The organism is Streptomyces puniciscabiei (assembly GCF_006715785.1).
Taxonomy (GTDB): Bacteria; Actinomycetota; Actinomycetes; order Streptomycetales; family Streptomycetaceae; genus Streptomyces; species Streptomyces puniciscabiei.
In genome coordinates this window covers 3,034,331-3,049,246 of record NZ_VFNX01000001.1, presented here as the reverse complement: position 1 = coordinate 3,049,246, position 14,916 = coordinate 3,034,331, and the positions used below count along the sequence as shown (strand labels likewise).

At 70.4% G+C, this 14,916-nt stretch carries 15 protein-coding genes; 8 read left to right on the top strand and 7 right to left on the bottom strand.

Annotated elements, in window-relative coordinates; translation table 11 throughout:
* Positions 1–84 precede the first annotated feature (84 nt).
* Both FB563_RS13910 and FB563_RS13900 read right to left on the bottom strand, forming a co-directional pair.
* Positions 85–1,083, bottom strand: coding sequence for a BRO-N domain-containing protein (locus FB563_RS13910; protein WP_055710262.1), 999 nt, complete (start codon positions 1,081–1,083; stop codon positions 85–87).
* 411 nt (positions 1,084–1,494) lie between these two features.
* Positions 1,495–1,878: an SH3 domain-containing protein gene (locus FB563_RS13900; protein WP_142218684.1), complete on the bottom strand. Its 384-nt coding sequence runs from the start codon at positions 1,876–1,878 to the stop codon at positions 1,495–1,497.
* Positions 1,879–2,150: 272 nt separating this feature from the next.
* Here FB563_RS13900 and murJ point away from each other — a divergent pair, with 272 nt between their 5' ends.
* The gene (murJ, locus tag FB563_RS13895; RefSeq protein WP_142219060.1) at positions 2,151–3,725 is read left to right on the top strand and encodes a murein biosynthesis integral membrane protein MurJ; all 1,575 of its coding nucleotides are present in this window, start codon (positions 2,151–2,153) and stop codon (positions 3,723–3,725) included.
* A gap of 128 nt (positions 3,726–3,853) precedes the next feature.
* Entirely contained in the window at positions 3,854–4,654 is an 801-nt protein-coding gene (locus FB563_RS13890; RefSeq protein WP_142218683.1) for a hypothetical protein, read from the top strand.
* 73 nt (positions 4,655–4,727) lie between these two features.
* Here FB563_RS13890 and FB563_RS13885 read toward each other — a convergent pair whose 3' ends face one another.
* Positions 4,728–5,639, bottom strand: coding sequence for a D-alanyl-D-alanine carboxypeptidase family protein (locus FB563_RS13885; RefSeq protein WP_055706611.1), 912 nt, complete (start codon positions 5,637–5,639; stop codon positions 4,728–4,730).
* Positions 5,640–5,826: 187 nt separating this feature from the next.
* Here FB563_RS13885 and FB563_RS13880 point away from each other — a divergent pair, with 187 nt between their 5' ends.
* Positions 5,827–6,501: a GntR family transcriptional regulator gene (locus tag FB563_RS13880; RefSeq protein ID WP_055706612.1), complete on the top strand. Its 675-nt coding sequence runs from the start codon at positions 5,827–5,829 to the stop codon at positions 6,499–6,501.
* Positions 6,498–7,808, top strand: a complete 1,311-nt coding sequence (locus tag FB563_RS13875; RefSeq protein ID WP_055706613.1) for an MFS transporter — start codon at positions 6,498–6,500, stop codon at positions 7,806–7,808. Before FB563_RS13880 ends, FB563_RS13875 begins: the two co-directional genes overlap by 4 nt.
* 100 nt (positions 7,809–7,908) lie before the next feature.
* Here the strand turns inward: FB563_RS13875 and FB563_RS13870 are convergent, their stop codons facing one another.
* Positions 7,909–8,733, bottom strand: a complete 825-nt coding sequence (locus tag FB563_RS13870; RefSeq protein WP_055706614.1) for a maleylpyruvate isomerase family mycothiol-dependent enzyme — start codon at positions 8,731–8,733, stop codon at positions 7,909–7,911.
* A gap of 182 nt (positions 8,734–8,915) precedes the next feature.
* On the opposite strand from FB563_RS13870, the gene FB563_RS13865 reads away from it, so the two are divergent.
* Positions 8,916–9,710, top strand: coding sequence for a carbon-nitrogen family hydrolase (locus tag FB563_RS13865; protein WP_055706615.1), 795 nt, complete (start codon positions 8,916–8,918; stop codon positions 9,708–9,710).
* Between the two features lie 19 nt (positions 9,711–9,729).
* Here FB563_RS13865 and FB563_RS13860 read toward each other — a convergent pair whose 3' ends face one another.
* Complete coding sequence (locus tag FB563_RS13860; protein ID WP_055706616.1) at positions 9,730–10,224, bottom strand: LURP-one-related/scramblase family protein; 495 nt, start codon at positions 10,222–10,224, stop codon at positions 9,730–9,732.
* Between the two features lie 31 nt (positions 10,225–10,255).
* Positions 10,256–11,254: a helix-turn-helix domain-containing protein gene (locus tag FB563_RS13855; protein ID WP_055706617.1), complete on the bottom strand. Its 999-nt coding sequence runs from the start codon at positions 11,252–11,254 to the stop codon at positions 10,256–10,258.
* A gap of 51 nt (positions 11,255–11,305) precedes the next feature.
* On the opposite strand from FB563_RS13855, the gene FB563_RS13850 reads away from it, so the two are divergent.
* The 3 genes from FB563_RS13850 to FB563_RS13840 all read left to right on the top strand — a co-directional run bounded on the left by FB563_RS13850 (position 11,306) and on the right by FB563_RS13840 (position 14,645).
* Positions 11,306–11,701, top strand: coding sequence for a cupin domain-containing protein (locus tag FB563_RS13850; protein ID WP_055706618.1), 396 nt, complete (start codon positions 11,306–11,308; stop codon positions 11,699–11,701).
* Between the two features lie 67 nt (positions 11,702–11,768).
* Positions 11,769–12,362: a recombinase family protein gene (locus tag FB563_RS13845; protein WP_055706619.1), complete on the top strand. Its 594-nt coding sequence runs from the start codon at positions 11,769–11,771 to the stop codon at positions 12,360–12,362.
* A 474-nt stretch (positions 12,363–12,836) separates the two neighbouring features.
* Complete coding sequence (locus FB563_RS13840; RefSeq protein WP_055706625.1) at positions 12,837–14,645, top strand: NHL domain-containing thioredoxin family protein; 1,809 nt, start codon at positions 12,837–12,839, stop codon at positions 14,643–14,645.
* A 13-nt stretch (positions 14,646–14,658) separates the two neighbouring features.
* On the opposite strand, the gene FB563_RS13835 is transcribed toward FB563_RS13840, so the two are convergent.
* A complete protein-coding gene (locus tag FB563_RS13835) occupies positions 14,659–14,913 on the bottom strand; it encodes a DUF6458 family protein (protein ID WP_055706621.1) in 255 nt (84 codons plus the stop codon).
* Positions 14,914–14,916: the final 3 nt, after the last annotated feature.

Sequence of the window (14,916 nt, the reverse complement as noted above, 5' to 3'; positions counted from 1 at the left end):
CGGTCCTGGACCGGTAGCGTTTTAAAACGTGAGGGGCGGCCGCAAAATCGTCTTGCGGCCGCCCCTCTGTTCTTCGAGGTCCTTTCAGGACGGGTTCAGCACATACACAGGCGCCCCGTCCTCGGCGCCACCGCGAGAGCGGATACAAGCGTGCTTGCGCAGCAGGCGCAGACACTCGTTGACGCGGTGCACGGAGAGCCCCGTACGGGCGGCAAGCGATTCAAGCGGCTCCCGCAGCTCACCCTTCTCCACGAGGACAGGTGCGATGACGACGGCCACGGCCCATACGTCCGCCGTGACGGAGAGGCGTTGCCGCCAGTCGGCCAGTACGGATTCCGTGGTGGGCAGCACACCGACGTGCCCGGCAGACATCCGAGGGCCCAGGACCAGGGCGTCGAGCCGGTCCGCGATCCGTTCCATCGCCCGGACCATGGCCTGCTGCACGGCGAGGGTGGCCTTCTGCGTGGCCAGCATCTCCCGCTGCAGAGTCAGGGACTCCCTCTGCAGAACCAGCGTTTCCTCCTGCAGCGCGATCGATTTGCGCTGACCGTTCGCCAGCTCCTCGTCCAATTGAAGGTTGTGCGCCTCGAGCCGGACGATCGCCTCGGCGACCTGCTCCGGCATGGCGTAGGCGATCGGAGCGCCCGGCTCGAGGGGCTGCACCTCGGCTTCTTCCAGGGTGTAGGAACCCTCCCGCTGCACGGTCTCGATGACCTCGGCGGCCCACTGCTTGAAGGGGGCGCAGGCGGGTTTGGTGCAGGCGTTGACGAGAAGGATGAGACCTTGGAGTGAGATGACATTCAGGTCTCGGCGCCACTCTCTACCTGCGGGAATGCTGAGACCGTAACCTCCAGTTAGGGTCTCGAGAGACTCTCGATGGTCGGTCGGCACATGGTCGGCGAGTGCCTTTTGCGGGTTGGTGTGCCCGAGCTCCTTGCACACATCCACCGCCGGAAACCAGTGACTCCCGTCCGGCATGGTCAGCCTCCGCACACGGGCTCCGGTCGCCGCGTACACGAAGTCGCTGATGTCGATGGCCTCGTGCCGTTCGGACGAGTCGGGTCGCTTGCTGGGTTCGCTCATGTGAACCACCTCCGCTGCGGAACGTAGAGCGGAGGAAATCGAATATGCCAGCTGCAAGCGGGAGGTTCACGATTGAGGATGAAGTTCCCCGAAAAACACAGACATGGCAACGGCGAGTCGCTCCTCACCGACCTGGCTCTCCCGGCGTACGCGTCACCGCCCCCAGGACGCCGTCTTCATGAAATGGGCGCCGACACCGTCCTCCACGGCCCATCCGGGACGGAGCCCGCCGGCGACCACGGCCGCTCGGTAGGAGGAACGGCGGCCCGGTTCGCTGTCGTAGTGCGGGCAGCTCGTCCGGGGCGTCCCCCACGCACCAGCCGCCAGGAGTAGGCCGACGGGCGGCGGCATCCTGCTCATCCGCCGGGAAGGGCAGCGGCGTCCCCTGGCGGCTCGGTGGGACTCAGGTGCTCAGACGCCCAGTGCCACGCACGCCACGGCCACCCAGCCGTCGTGGCCGTTGATCCGGACGGTCATCCACTCGTTGCTGGTGATGCCGCACGCCTTGTACCGCTGACGGTTCACGGAGCTCTCGCCGAGGCTGCCGCACGGCAGCTTGCCCTTGGCGGGGATGGTGCCGATGACGGAGTACGTCGTCCCGGCCCCGCTGCGCACGTTCAACTCCGAGCCGGACTGGTTGTAGACGTGGCAGCTGAACGCGGCCGCGGAAGTGGTCTTCGCGGTGGTCTGCGCGGGCGCGGCGCCGGCCGGTGCGATCGCGAACGCCGTGGCGCCGATGAGCGAAGCGGTGACGGTCGCGGCCTTCAGAGAGAGATGCACTGTTCCCCGATTCATCGTGTACATGGTCATCGGCACCTTACAACGGCCGACGAGTATGAGGCGTATCGGCCCAGGTGTCCTTGTTCACGGGGATAGTTGGGCGTTCGGTGCGGTGTGGGCGACGATGTCGCCGCGGATCGGTCCGGCGAACTGCGGGGCGGCGCGGGCCCGGTGGCAGCCGATGACCCCAACTGCCTTACATTCACGGCATGGTAACGGGGGAGAAGGCGGCAGCCCGGCACGCGAAACCCAGGGTGGAGGCGGGCGCCGGGCGGGCCTCTGTGCTCATGGCCGGTGGCACCGTCGTATCGCGGGCCAGTGGGCTGATCCGGCAGATGCTGCAGGGGGCCGCGCTCGGAACGGGGCTGCTCGCGACCACGTACAACACTGCCAACACCGTGCCGACCAGCCTGTACACCCTGCTGATCGGCGGCGCGCTGAACGCCGTGCTGGTGCCGCAGCTGGTGCGGGCGCGGGCCACCCATGCCGACGGTGGGCGGGCGTACGAACAGCGGCTCGTCACCCTCGTCGTCAGCGTGCTGGCCGTCGGGACCGCGCTCGCCGTGTGGGCGGCCCCGGAGATCGTGAGCCTGTACATAAGGGATACGCCCAGGGAGCACGCGGCGTTCCGGCTGACCGTCGTCTTCGCCCGGTTCCTGCTTCCGCAGATCTTCTTCTACGGCCTGTTCGCCATCATGGGCCAAGTGCTGAACGCTCGCGAGAGGTTCGGCGCCATGATGTGGACGCCCGTGCTCAACAACGTGGTCCTCGTGGCGATGTTCGGCGTCTACCTCGGGATGATGACGGTCCCCCGCTCCGTCGCCGACGTCACCGACGCCCAGGTCCGCTGGCTCGGAATCGGTACGACCCTCGGGATCGCCGTACAGGCCCTCGCCCTCGTCCCCTTCGCCCGCGCCGCCGGCTTCCGGTTCCGGCCCCGTTTCGACTGGCGCGGCGCGGGACTCGGTTCCGGGGTCCACGCCGCGAAGTGGACACTGTTGTTCGTGCTGACCAATCTGGTCGCCCTCACCGTCGTCACCCACTACGCCAACTCCGCCGACACGCAGCTCCCGAAGGCGGGCGTCGGGTACACCGCCTACAGCTACGCACAGACCATCTGGATGCTGCCCCAGTCCGTCGTCACCGTGTCCCTGGTCACGGCGCTGCTGCCGCGCATGAGCAAGGCGGCGGCCGAGGGCAGGACCGGTGACCTGCGGGCCGATCTGTCCCGGGCGCTGCGGGCCAGCGGGGTCGTGATCGTCCCGGCCGCCGTCCTCTTCACCGCGCTCGGACCGGACATCGCCGTCCTCCTCTTCGCCCACGGCGCCACCGACGCCGCCACGGCCCAGCCCCTGGGGCACATGCTCCAGGCCTTCGGGCTCGGGCTGATCCCGTTCTCCGCGCAGTACCTGTTGCTGCGCGGCTTCTACGCCTTCGAGGACACCCGTACGCCGTTCTTCATGGCCGTGTGGATCGGGGCCGTCAACATCGCGCTCGCCACCGCCTGCCACCTGCTGCTGCCCGCCCGGTGGGCGGTCACCGGCATGGCCGGCGCCTACACCGTCTCCTACTTCGCCGGGCTCCTCCTCACCGCACGTCTGCTGGCCCGCCGCACCGGTGGCCGGCTGGACGACGGCACCCTGCGCGGCACCTACGCCCGGCTGCTGTGCGCCGCGGGCGCCGCGGGGGTGGCCGGCTGGGCCGCGGCGCGGGGCTGTGTCGGGGTGCTGGGGCACGGTACGGCGGGCACGGCCCTCACGACCACCGCCGGCACGCTCGCCCTCGCCGTCGTCTATCTGCTGCTGGCCAGGGCACTGAAGGTGGACGAACTCCGGCGGATCCGGATTCCCGGCCTCGGCTGACGCCCTTCACGTCTCGGCGGGTGGGCCCGCGCCCGCGCGGTTCCCTGACGTTGCATCAGGGACAGCTCAGGGTCGGGTCGGGGACGTCACGGATGGTGAGGGAGTGGCCACGGCGGCACGCTGGTGCCATGACGAAAACCGCTGCTCCTCGCCCCGGTCCCGCCTCCCCCGTCCGCCGTGTCGCCGCCCTCGCGGGCGCCGCCGCCGTCCTCGCCGGTACGGCGGCGGTGTGCGCACCGGGTGTCGCCTACTCGGCGCCTCGCGTCTTTGCTGCAGCCGCGACCGACTTCGGCGACTGCCCGGCACTGCCCGACGGCGTCGACCCGGCCCGCTGGAGGTGCGAAGTGCACACGGCAGCCCCGCGGTTGACCCTCGGCAAGGTCACGGTGAACCTCGCCCCGATCACCATGACGCACGCCGAAGGCCCGATGCCGGACGGCAGCAACGGCCAGGTGTGGGGTGCGATGCACAGCTCCCCCACCGCCGTCCCGGGCGGAGTGACCGGCACGCCCGCGGGCGATCGCGCGGCCGTCCTGGGCCTGGCGATACAGCCGGAGTACGGCGGCCGGTCCGACTTCTACGCCGGGCGGTTCAGCCTGCGGTTCCGCCTCCTCGGCCCACTGGTGCCGCACAGCTGCACCATAGGCGCGGGCGCACCCGTCGATTTCCAGCTGAAGCGCTCCGGCCCCTCCAAGTGGGTCTCCCAGGACCCCCCGGTGATCGGGTTCTCCGCCTACGACGACACCTTCACCGCCCCGTCCGCCGAACACTGCGGGCCTCTCACCGGCGCCCTCGACCGACGCCTCGGCCTGCCGGCGGCCGAAGGCAACCTGCTGTCGTACGACGCCTCGTACACCTTCAAGACCTACGACCAGCTTGCCCCTCGGGATGACGACCGGAGACGGAACGGAGGGAACCTCTCGCGCTGACGCCGACTCCTGCCCCCGCGACGAGAACGGGCCCGCCGCTGGTCGCGACGGGCCCGTGTGTGCCTGGGGTGTGTCAGCCGAGCTTGGCGAAGCCGTAGTCCATGAGCTTCTTGGCGTCCGACTCACGCTGGGGAATGGAGGTGGAGGACAGGACGGTGCCGATGACCGTCTTGCCGTTGCGGGTGGCGGCGAAGACCAGGCAGTAGCCGGCCTCCGGGCCGGAGCCCGTCTTCACACCGATGGTGCCGCTGTAGCTGCTGAGCAGCCCGTTGGTGTTGGTCCACGGGGTCATCGTGCGGGTGCTGCCCGTCTTGGTGACCGTCTTCGCGGTGTACGACTTCGTCTTGACGATGGCGCGGAACGTGGAGTTCTGCATCGCGCTGCTGGCGATCTTCGTGAGGTCGCGCGGCGTCGAGTAGTTGTTGCCGTTGCCGATGCCGTCGAAGGAGTCGAAGTGCGTGTTCGTCAGGTGCAGGCTCTTCGCGGCAGCGTTCATCTTGCCGATGAAGTTGCTCACGCGCGCGGCACGGGTGGTGCCGCTGCCGTAGGTGTCGGCGAGCGCGTAGGCGGCGTCGCAGCCGGACGGCAGCATCAGGCCGTACAGCAGCTGGCGGACGGTGACCTTGTCGCCGACGATCAGGTGCGCCTGGGAGGCGTTGTTCTGGACGACGTAGTCGCTGTACGCCTTCTGGATCGTCACCTGCTTGTCGAGGTTGAGGTTCGACTGCGCGAGCACGACCTTGGCGGTCATGATCTTGGTGGTGGAGCCGGTGGAGCGCCGGGTGTCCGCCGCCTTGGTGTAGAGCGTCGAACCGCCCGTGTTGTTCATCACGTAGCCGCCCTTGGCCACGATCGAGGGCGTCGTGACCGCCTGAGCGGGCGCCGCGGTGAGGGCACCGGTGGCGATCAGCGCGCCGGAGGTGACGGCGACGGCGGCGGCTCTGCGGAGGTGGGTGCTGCGCGTGCCCTTAATGCCGGTAATCAAAGCGATATACCCCGATTGTCGTAAATGCCCCTGGATGCGGCCGAGTTGAACTGGCAGAGCAGAGGGCCGCACGTGTGAGACACGTAAGTAGCACAGATGGTTGTGCGGCCGCCGCGCGCGACGTGTGTCACGTCCGGATGCTGGACGCCGCCGCCTCTTGCGTACGTGTTGTATCTATCCTGTGGGCATGAACACGGCCGTCCAGCAGCCCGCCCGCCGAGACCCCAAGCCACCGCCCGCCGCCGACCGCGTGTACGCCCATGTCAAGCAGGGCGTCCTCGACCGCCGCTACGAGGGCGGCACCCTGCTCACCGAGGGCGAGCTGGCCGAGGCCGTCGGGGTCTCGCGCACGCCCGTGCGGGAGGCGCTGCTGCGGCTGGAGGTCGAGGGCCTGATCCGGCTCTACCCGAAGAAGGGCGCGCTGGTCCTGCCGGTCTCCGCGCAGGAGATCGCCGACGTGGTGGAGACCCGCCAGCTGGTCGAGGAGCACGCCGCCCGCAAGGCCGTACCCGCCCCGCCCGGTCTGCTCGAGCGATTGGCCGAGCTGCTTCAGCTGCAGAAGGCGCAGGCCGCCGCCGGTGACCTGGCCGCGGCCGCGGTGACCGACCGCAACTTCCACGCCGAGATCGTGCGCAGCGGCGGCAACGAGATCCTGTCCCGCCTCTACGACCAGCTGCGCGACCGGCAGTTGCGGATGGGTGTCGCCGTCATGCACTCCCACCCCGACCGGATCGCCAAGACGCTGGCCGAGCACGAGGAGATCCTGGACGCGCTGCGCGCCGGCGACGCGGAGGCGGCCGTCGGGGCCGTGCACCGGCACGTGACCTGGTTCGAGCACCTTGCCCGGGGTGAGGTCCGATGAGCGCGCCGGCGCGGAACCTCACCCTTCCGGGTGATCCGCCGGGCGGCCGGCGTGCCGTCACCGTGTGGTCCATAGGCGTCGCCGTCTACTTCGTCGCCGTCATCTTCCGTACGTCACTGGGCGTGGCCGGGCTGGACGCGGCGGACCGCTTCCATGTGAACGCGTCCGCCCTGTCGACGTTCTCCATCCTCCAGCTGCTGGTCTACGCCGGCATGCAGATACCCGTCGGCCTGCTGGTCGACCGGCTCGGCACCAAGAAGGTGCTGAGCATCGGCGCCGTGCTGTTCACGGCCGGGCAACTGGGCTTCGCCTTCTCCCCGTCGTACGGCACCGCGCTCGCCTCCCGCGCCCTGCTGGGCTGCGGCGACGCGATGACCTTCATCAGCGTGCTGCGGCTCGGCACCCGCTGGTTCCCGGCCCGGCGCGGTCCGCTGGTCGCGCAGCTCGCGGGGCTGGTCGGCATGGCGGGCAACCTGGTCTCCACGCTGGTCCTCGCCCGGCTGCTGCACGACATCGGCTGGACCCCCGCCTTCGCGGGCAGCGCGCTCGCGGGTGTCGTCGTCCTCGCGCTGACGCTGCTGTTCCTGAAGGACCGCCCCGAGGGGCACGAGCCCGAGCCGGCCCCGCACCAGGGCGCCGCCTACGTCCGCCGGCAGATCGCGGCGGCCTGGCGGGAGCCCGGCACCCGCCTCGGGCTGTGGGTGCACTTCACCACCCAGTTCCCGGCGATGGTGTTCCTGCTGCTGTGGGGGCTGCCGTTCCTGGTGCAGGCGCAGGGGCTGAGCCGGGCCACCGCCGGCGAACTGCTCACCCTGGTCGTGCTGTCCAACATGGTGATCGGGCTGGTGTACGGCCAGATCGTCGCCCGGCACCAGGCCGCACGGCTGCCGCTGGCGCTGGGCACGGTCGGGGCGACGGCGCTGCTGTGGGCTTCGACGCTGGCGTATCCCGGCGCGCATGCGCCGATGTGGCTGCTGGTGGTGTTGTGCGCGGTGCTGGGGGCGTGTGGGCCGGCCTCGATGCTCGGGTTCGACTTCGCGCGGCCGGCCAACCCGCCCGAGCGACAGGGGACCGCGTCCGGTATCACCAACATGGGTGGATTCGTCGCCTCGATGACGACGTTGTTCGCGGTGGGGGTGCTGCTGGACGCCACCGGCGACGACTACGCGGTGGCGTTCAGCGCCGTGTTCCTGCTGCAGGCGCTCGGTGTCTCCCAGATCCTGCGGCTGCGGGGGCGGGCTGCCCGGCGTGAGCGGGAGCGGTTGGTGGCGAGCCGGGTGGAGACGGTGCACGTGCCGGCGGCCTAGCCGTCTTCTCCCACCCGCGCACCACTCGTTCCCAGTCGGCTGAAGGGCTGGGCAGCCTGCTCGGGTGCCCGCCGTCGGCGGCCTCCCGTCACGGCACGGCCTACGGCGTCACCGCGAAGTGCCTCAGGATCGCCGCCGCCAGGTCCGGGTCGCCCTCCGTCTTCACCTTGTCGGCGGCCGCCTCCGGCGTCACGCGGCCGCAGGCCAGGCGGACGTAGGTCTCCCAGTCGAGGGTGAGGGTGGCGGCGGGTCCGAGGGCCGGGGCGGTCTCCAGGGTGCCGCGGCCCTGAATGTCGACGCGGATGGTGCGCAGGAACTCCACCGGGCCGTGCACGTCGAAGACGACGGCCGAACTGCGCGGTGCGTCCGCGTTCTTCGCGACGACCTTGGGGAGCGCCTCCAGCAGGACGTCCCGGGCCACGTACGCGCCCGGCGAGTCCAGGTTGCCGGGGCAGCCGAGGGCCCAACGCAGGTCCTGCTCGTGCACCCATACGTCGAAGGCGCGGGCGCGGTAGGCCTGTTCCACCGTGATCTCGCTGCCCAGCGGGCCGCGGACCGTCGTGCCGGGGTCGCGGGACTCGCCCCGCAGCTGGCGGTTGCGGCGGATGACCGTGTACTCCAGCTCGGCCGTCATCTCCGGCGCCGTGTGGTGGCGGCGGACGTCGACCTGCATCTCCATGTAGCGCTGGTGCTCGTTGGTGACATGGAAGAGGTCACGGGGGAGGGAGTGGATCGGGCGCGGGTCGCCGAGCATCTCGCAGTCCATGCCGATGACGTGCGACACGATGTCCCGGACCGACCAGCCGGGGCAGGGGGTCCGCCGGTTCCACTCGCCCTCCGCGAGCGACTGGACCATCTCGGATATCGCTTCGATGGAGTGCGTCCAGGCGTCGGCGTAGGGCTGGAGGGTGGGATGCAGACTCACGGAACGGGACCCCTCGGCGGTCGGTACACGGGCAGGTTGTGGCGGCGTTGCCAGCGGGCGTCGGCGGCACGGCGGCGGGTGTCTGGAACGCTAAGTTACGCTGCCTCCAGGCAGCCCGGCAGTGCTTTCGTGTGACGATCGTAGGCCTGTGTGGACGACTCGAATTCCAGGACGGTGGTAGTGTGCGCGCCTCGCTGATCCAGATCGCCGTGAACGAGGACGAATCGGTCGACTCCCGGCGGCAGCGGGTGGCCGCGCTGGTCCGGGAACAGGCCGGTGCCGACCTGGTGGTCCTGCCCGAGCTGTGGACCACCGGAGCCTTCGCCTACGAGGATTTCGGCCGCGAGGCCGAGCCGCTCGAAGGGCCGACGTACGAGACGATGGCCAAGGCGGCGAGCGACGCGGGCGTGTGGCTGCACGCGGGGTCCGTCCCCGAGCGAGACCCGGAGGGTCCGCTCTACAACACCTCTCTCGTCTTCTCCCCCTCCGGTGAGCTGGCCGCCGCCTACCGCAAGATCCATCGCTTCGGCTTCGACAAGGGCGAGGCCGTACTGATGGGCGCCGGGCAGGACCTGGTGACGGTCCGGCTGCCCGGGACCACGCTCGGCGTGGCCACCTGCTACGACCTCCGTTTCCCCGAACTGTTCCGGTCGCTGGTCGACGCCGGCGCCGAGACCCTGGTGATCCCGGCGGGCTGGCCCGAGCGGCGACGCGCGCACTGGACGCTGCTGGCTCAGGCACGGGCGGTGGAGAACCAGGCGTTCGTGCTCGCCTGTGGAACGGCCGGGACCCATGCGGGAGTTCCGCAGGCCGGTCACTCGATCGTGGTGGATCCATGGGGCGAGGTGCTCGCCGAGGCGGGCTCCGACGAGGAGGTCCTCACCGTCGACTTCGACCCGGCGAGGGTGGCGGCCACCCGCGAGCAGTTCCCGGCGCTGAAGGACCGCGTGCTGGGCCTGGAGCCACCGCGCCACTAGCGGGCAGTTCTCAGGCCCGTCAGTCCTCCTCCCGCTCCTTCTGCGCCAGATGGATCACGCACACCGCCACCGCGATCAGCAGGGCCGGGTCCGCGTCCTCGCGCACGATGTCGACGCCATAGGTGTCGCGGAGGGACAGGAAGCGGCGGGAGATCACGGCCAGGAGTTCGCCGTCGTACTCGATGGCGAACTCGTGGTCGAGGATCCGGCCGCTGACGTCCAGCTCGGTGCCGTCGACCAGGGACACCCGGTAGTGGTTGCGCAGCAGGGACAGCCGTTTGCGCCTGATGGTGGCCAGGCCCTCGCCGTCCCGCTCGATCACCATGGTGTCGCGCAGCGCCAGCATCTTCTGGTGGATGTCGATCAGCACGCGCCCGTGGGCGTCCTTCAGCTGGAAGGTGTCCCGCAGCCGCATGGCCTTGCCGTCGACGAGGAAGACCTTGCGGCCGTGCTCGTCCTCGATCCAGTAGTCGTCGCCGATGCCGAGCAGCCGGTCGTGTACGAGGAGTCTCATGCGGGTACCGTTCCCCGCCGTGCGTCGATCGTCACGGTGTGGCCGGACCGAACCGCCTCCGGTACGCCGACGGGCTGAGCCCCGTCTCCCGGCGCAGCCGGGCCCGCAGGTTGGCCGCCGTACCCAGGCCGCTGCGGGCCGCGACGACGTCCAGGCGCTCCTCACCCCGCTCGATCAGCCGGCAGGCCAGCGCCACCCGCTCCCCGGTGAGCCAGGCGAGCGGGGTCGTACCCAGCTGGGCGCGGAAGCGACGGTGCAGGGTGGCGGGGCTGACGGCCGCGCGGGCGGCGAGGTCGGCCACGGTCAGCGGTTCGCCCAGCCGCTCCTGCGCCCAGGCCAGCAACGGACCGAGCGACTCGTCGGGCACCTCGGGAACCGGGCGCTCCACGAACTGCCGCTGGCCGCCGTCACGGTGGGCGGCGAACACCAGGCGCCGGGAGACGGCGGCGGCGAGTTCGGCGCCGTGGTCGCGGCGCCAGAGGTGCAGCCCGAGGTCGAGTGCGGCCGCGCTGCCGGCGGCGGTGAGGAGGTCGCCCTCGTCCACGAAGAGGACGTCCGGCTCCAGCAGCACCTTGGGATGCAGGTCCCGGAAGGCGTCCGCCCACATCCAGTGGGTGGTGGCCCGGCGCCCGTCGAGCAGTCCGGCCTCGGCGAGGGCGAAGCTGCCGGTGCAGAAGCTGACGATGCGCGCCCCGCGCGCGTGCGTGCGCCGGATGGCGTCCAGGACGTCGGCTCCGCGCGGTACGACGTTGTCGGGGCGTCCGGGTACGACGAGGGTGTCGGCCTCATCCACCGCTTCCAGGCCGGGTACGCCGGTCAGGATGAAGAAGCCGTGGTTCATCCGGATCCGCGGGGCGGGTGTGCACAGCGTCACCGTGTACGGCGGTCCAGGAACGCCCAGTTCGGGTCTGGGCAGGCCGAACAGTTCCGTCGCGACGCCCACCTCGAAGGGGTTGGTGCCCTCGTCCACGATCACGACGACCCGGTGCGGCACCCCCGGGTGCGGCGGCTGAGAGGATCCTTGCGGCATATGCGATTCCTAGCACTCGTCCGGCCGTACCGGAACCCGCAGGATGACCGCATGGAACCCAAGGAACCCATCGCCCTGGACAAGGCGTTCGCCTCCTTCAGCGAGTGCTGGAGCCCCCGTATCGTCGCCGCCGTCAACGACTACGACGTCCGCATCGCCAAGTTCGAGGGCGAGCACGTCTGGCATGCGCACGAGAACACCGACGAGTTCTTCCTGGTCCTGGACGGCGAGGTGCACCTCGGCCTGCGCGAGCCGGCCGGGGAGCGCACGGTCGTCCTGACCAGGGGCTCGGTGTTCACCGTCCCGCGCGGGACCTATCACAAGCCGTCCGCGCCCGAGCGCGCCGAGGTCCTCCTCTTCGAGCCCGCCGGCACCCTCTCCGTCGGCGACCGGCACGAGGAGGTCCCAGCCCACGTGGACGTCACGACGGGCCGCGCGCTGACGTAGGCACACGCCAAGTTCATCACCTCCGACTCTGCTGTTCGTTCACGGAGTGAGCAACTCTGGAGGGGATGTGCAGCAGGTGGACATCCATGCCGATCTCTGTCTACGGCTGTCACTGCACCGGGAGGGGAAGACGGCGATCGAGCGGCAGGAGGTCGATTGCCGGACCTGGGCCGAGCAGCATGGACTGTTGGTTCGTCAGGTACACGTGGACCGAGGCAGGTCCGGCTATAAGGAGGTAACGCGGAAACGATTCGACGCGGCCAGGAACGCGGTTACGTCGGGAGCCGTACGGACCGTGATCGTCTGGAAGCAGGATCGCCTGAGCCGGAAAGGGACCGCCGAAGTCGGACCTCTCCTGGACGAGTTCGACAAGGTCGGCGGACGGCTGGTCTCTGTGATGGACGGGCTGGATTCGACGATCGCCGGGGACCGGCTGGCCATGGCCTCGCTGTCCGAGTGGGCACGTACCGAGGCTGAGACGCAAGGTGAACGCATTCGTCACGCCAAGCAGTACGTGCGTGGCCGAGGCAGGTGGATCGGCGGGCAGCCGCCCTACGGGCTGCGTATCGACCCCGGCTCCGGACGACTGACAACGGACCCTGAGACCGCTGTGTACGCACGTCTGATCGCCGATGAGGCGCTTGCGGGGAAGTCCCTCTGAGGGAATCGTCACGGTGGAGGAGCAGCGGCGGATCGTCGCTGCGCTGGAGTCCAGGACCAGGCTTCGGGGCGATGGTGTCAGGCGTCCGGTCCGCGGGGCTGCTCATCTCCTTACGGGACTGCTGTTCTGCGCCGTCGACGGCTGCGGTACACGGATGAGCAAGAACGGCACCTCGTACGTGTGTCAGGGGGTACGGCTGGGGCACACCTTCCCAGGAGCCAGGGCGATGGCCGTCCGTGTCGAGGAAGCGGTGGTCGACGCCTTCCTGAGCAGGAATCCGACGCTCGTGGCGCAATGGGAGCGGAGCGAGGTACAGGAAAGGCGAGGGCTCCTCTTTGCCGCAGTGGAAAGGGTATGGGTGACCAGGGCTCCGGGCAGGGGGCGACGGTTCGATCCCGACAGACGGCTCCGCATCGTCTGGGCGGGCGAAAGCCACGCGGAATAGCTTGGACTCAGGTGTGGTTGGTCTGGATCATGGCAAAGCACGCACGCGTTCGCGCCCCCGAACTGATCGGCAAGGGTGGCTGGATCAACACAGGTGACAAGGAGCTCGGTCTCGCCGCGCTCCGAGGGCGCATCGTAATTGTTGATTTTTGGACATTTTGTTGCGTGAACTGCCTGCACGTCCTGGACGAGTTGCGCGAGCTGGAGGAGAGGCACCGGGACACGGTGGTGGTCATCGGGGTGCACTCGCCGAAGTTCGCGCACGAGGCCGAGCACCAGGCGGTCGTCGACGCCGTGGAGCGGTACGGCGTGGAGCATCCGGTGCTGGACGACCCGGAGCTGGCCACCTGGAAGCAGTACGCGGTGCGGGCCTGGCCGACGCTCGTCGTGATCGACCCGGAGGGTTACGTCGTCGCCCAGCACGCGGGCGAGGGGCACGCGCACGCCATCGAGCGGCTGGTCGAGGAGCTGGAGGCGGAGCACGGGGCGAAGGGCACCCTGCGCCGCGGCGACGGTCCGTACGTGCCGCCGGAGCCGGAGCCGACGACCCTGCGCTTCCCCGGCAAGGCGCTGCTGCTTCCGTCCGGGCACCTCCTGGTCAGCGACACCACCCGGCACCAGCTGGTGGAGCTGGCCGAGGACGCCGAGACGGTCGTACGGCGCATCGGCTCCGGCACGCGCGGGTTCGCCGACGGCGGCCCCGAGGAGGCCGCTTTCAGCGAGCCGCAGGGCCTCGCCCTGCTGGCGGACGGCTCGGTGGTGGTGGCCGACACCGTGAACCACGCCCTGCGTCGCCTCGACCCGGAGACCGGTGAGGTGACCACCCTGGCCGGCACCGGCAGGCAGTGGTGGCAGGGGTCGGCCACCTCCGGCCCGGCCCGCGAGGTCGACCTCTCCTCGCCGTGGGACGTGGCGGTGTTCGGCGGCAAGGTGTGGATCGCCATGGCGGGCGTCCACCAGCTGTGGACGTACGACCCGGTCGCGGGCACGGTCGCCGTGGCGGCGGGCACCACCAACGAGGGCCTGGTCGACGGCCCCGGCGCCGAGGCCTGGTTCGCGCAGCCCTCCGGTCTCGCGGCCACCGCCGAGCGGCTGTGGCTCGCCGACTCCGAGACGAGCGCGCTGCGCTGGGTGGACCTGGACGGGCACGTCCACACGGCCGTCGGCACCGGCCTGTTCGACTTCGGTCACCGCGACGGCGCCGCCGGCCAGGCCCTGTTCCAGCACCCGCTGGGCGTCACCGCCCTGCCGGACGGCTCGGTGGCGGTCGCCGACACCTACAACCACGCCCTGCGCCGTTACGACCCGGCTACCGGCGAGGTCAGCACGCTCGCCACCGACCTGCGCGAGCCCAGCGACGCCGTGCTCGTGGGCGAGGACATCGTGGTGGTGGAGTCGGCCCGGCACCGGCTGACCCGGCTGCGGCTGCCCGAGGAGGCGGTGCGCGTGGAGGCGGTCGCCCACCGCACCCGGCGCGCGGCGACCGAGGTCGCCCCCGGCAGACTCCGGCTGGACGTCATCTTCCAGGCCCCCGCGGGCCAGAAGCTGGACACCAGATACGGTCCCTCGACCCGGCTCCTGGTCTCCGCCACCCCGCCCGAGCTGCTGCTCAAGGGCGAGGGGGCGGACACCGACCTGAGCCGGGACCTGGAGCTGGACCCGGCGGTCACCGAGGGCGTCCTGCACGTCTCGGCGATGGCCGCCAGCTGCGACGACGACACCGCGAACGAATACCCCGCCTGCCATGTCCACCAGCAGGACTGGGGCGTCCCGGTCCGTCTCACCGAGGGCGGGGCGGACCGCCTGCCGCTCGTCCTTGCGGGCATGGACCAGCAGTAGGCGTTACGGCACGTCAGACGCCGTAACCGTCGCTGTAGCCGTCGACGCTGTGGCGGTGGTGGTGGGGTTCCTCCTCCACCACCGGCGTCGGTGGCATCACCACGCGGCGGCGCCGGGCGATGCCGCTGAAGGTCGCCACGCCGATCAGTCCCACGGCCATCAGGATCAGGCCGACGACCGTGAGGTTGACGCCGTGCATGTGCCAGTCGGTCGCGAACGTGAGGATGGCCCCCACGGCGATGAGGATGATGCATCCTCCGAGCCCCATGAG

Bases quoted from the DNA above. Each gene is read 5' to 3' on its own strand.
- FB563_RS13875 (WP_055706613.1), top strand. From the start codon at position 6,498: ATGAGCGCGCCGGCGCGGAACCTCACCCTTCCGGGTGATCCGCCGGGC.
- FB563_RS13860 (WP_055706616.1), bottom strand. From the start codon at position 10,224: ATGAGACTCCTCGTACACGACCGGCTGCTCGGCATCGGCGACGACTAC.
- FB563_RS13890 (WP_142218683.1), top strand. From the start codon at position 3,854: ATGACGAAAACCGCTGCTCCTCGCCCCGGTCCCGCCTCCCCCGTCCGC.
- FB563_RS13835 (WP_055706621.1), bottom strand. From the start codon at position 14,913: ATGGGGCTCGGAGGATGCATCATCCTCATCGCCGTGGGGGCCATCCTC.
- FB563_RS13840 (WP_055706625.1), top strand. From the start codon at position 12,837: ATGGCAAAGCACGCACGCGTTCGCGCCCCCGAACTGATCGGCAAGGGT.
- FB563_RS13850 (WP_055706618.1), top strand. From the start codon at position 11,306: ATGGAACCCAAGGAACCCATCGCCCTGGACAAGGCGTTCGCCTCCTTC.
- FB563_RS13910 (WP_055710262.1), bottom strand. From the start codon at position 1,083: ATGAGCGAACCCAGCAAGCGACCCGACTCGTCCGAACGGCACGAGGCC.
- FB563_RS13900 (WP_142218684.1), bottom strand. From the start codon at position 1,878: ATGAATCGGGGAACAGTGCATCTCTCTCTGAAGGCCGCGACCGTCACC.
- murJ (WP_142219060.1), top strand. From the start codon at position 2,151: ATGGCCGGTGGCACCGTCGTATCGCGGGCCAGTGGGCTGATCCGGCAG.
- FB563_RS13855 (WP_055706617.1), bottom strand. From the start codon at position 11,254: ATGCCGCAAGGATCCTCTCAGCCGCCGCACCCGGGGGTGCCGCACCGG.
- FB563_RS13880 (WP_055706612.1), top strand. From the start codon at position 5,827: ATGAACACGGCCGTCCAGCAGCCCGCCCGCCGAGACCCCAAGCCACCG.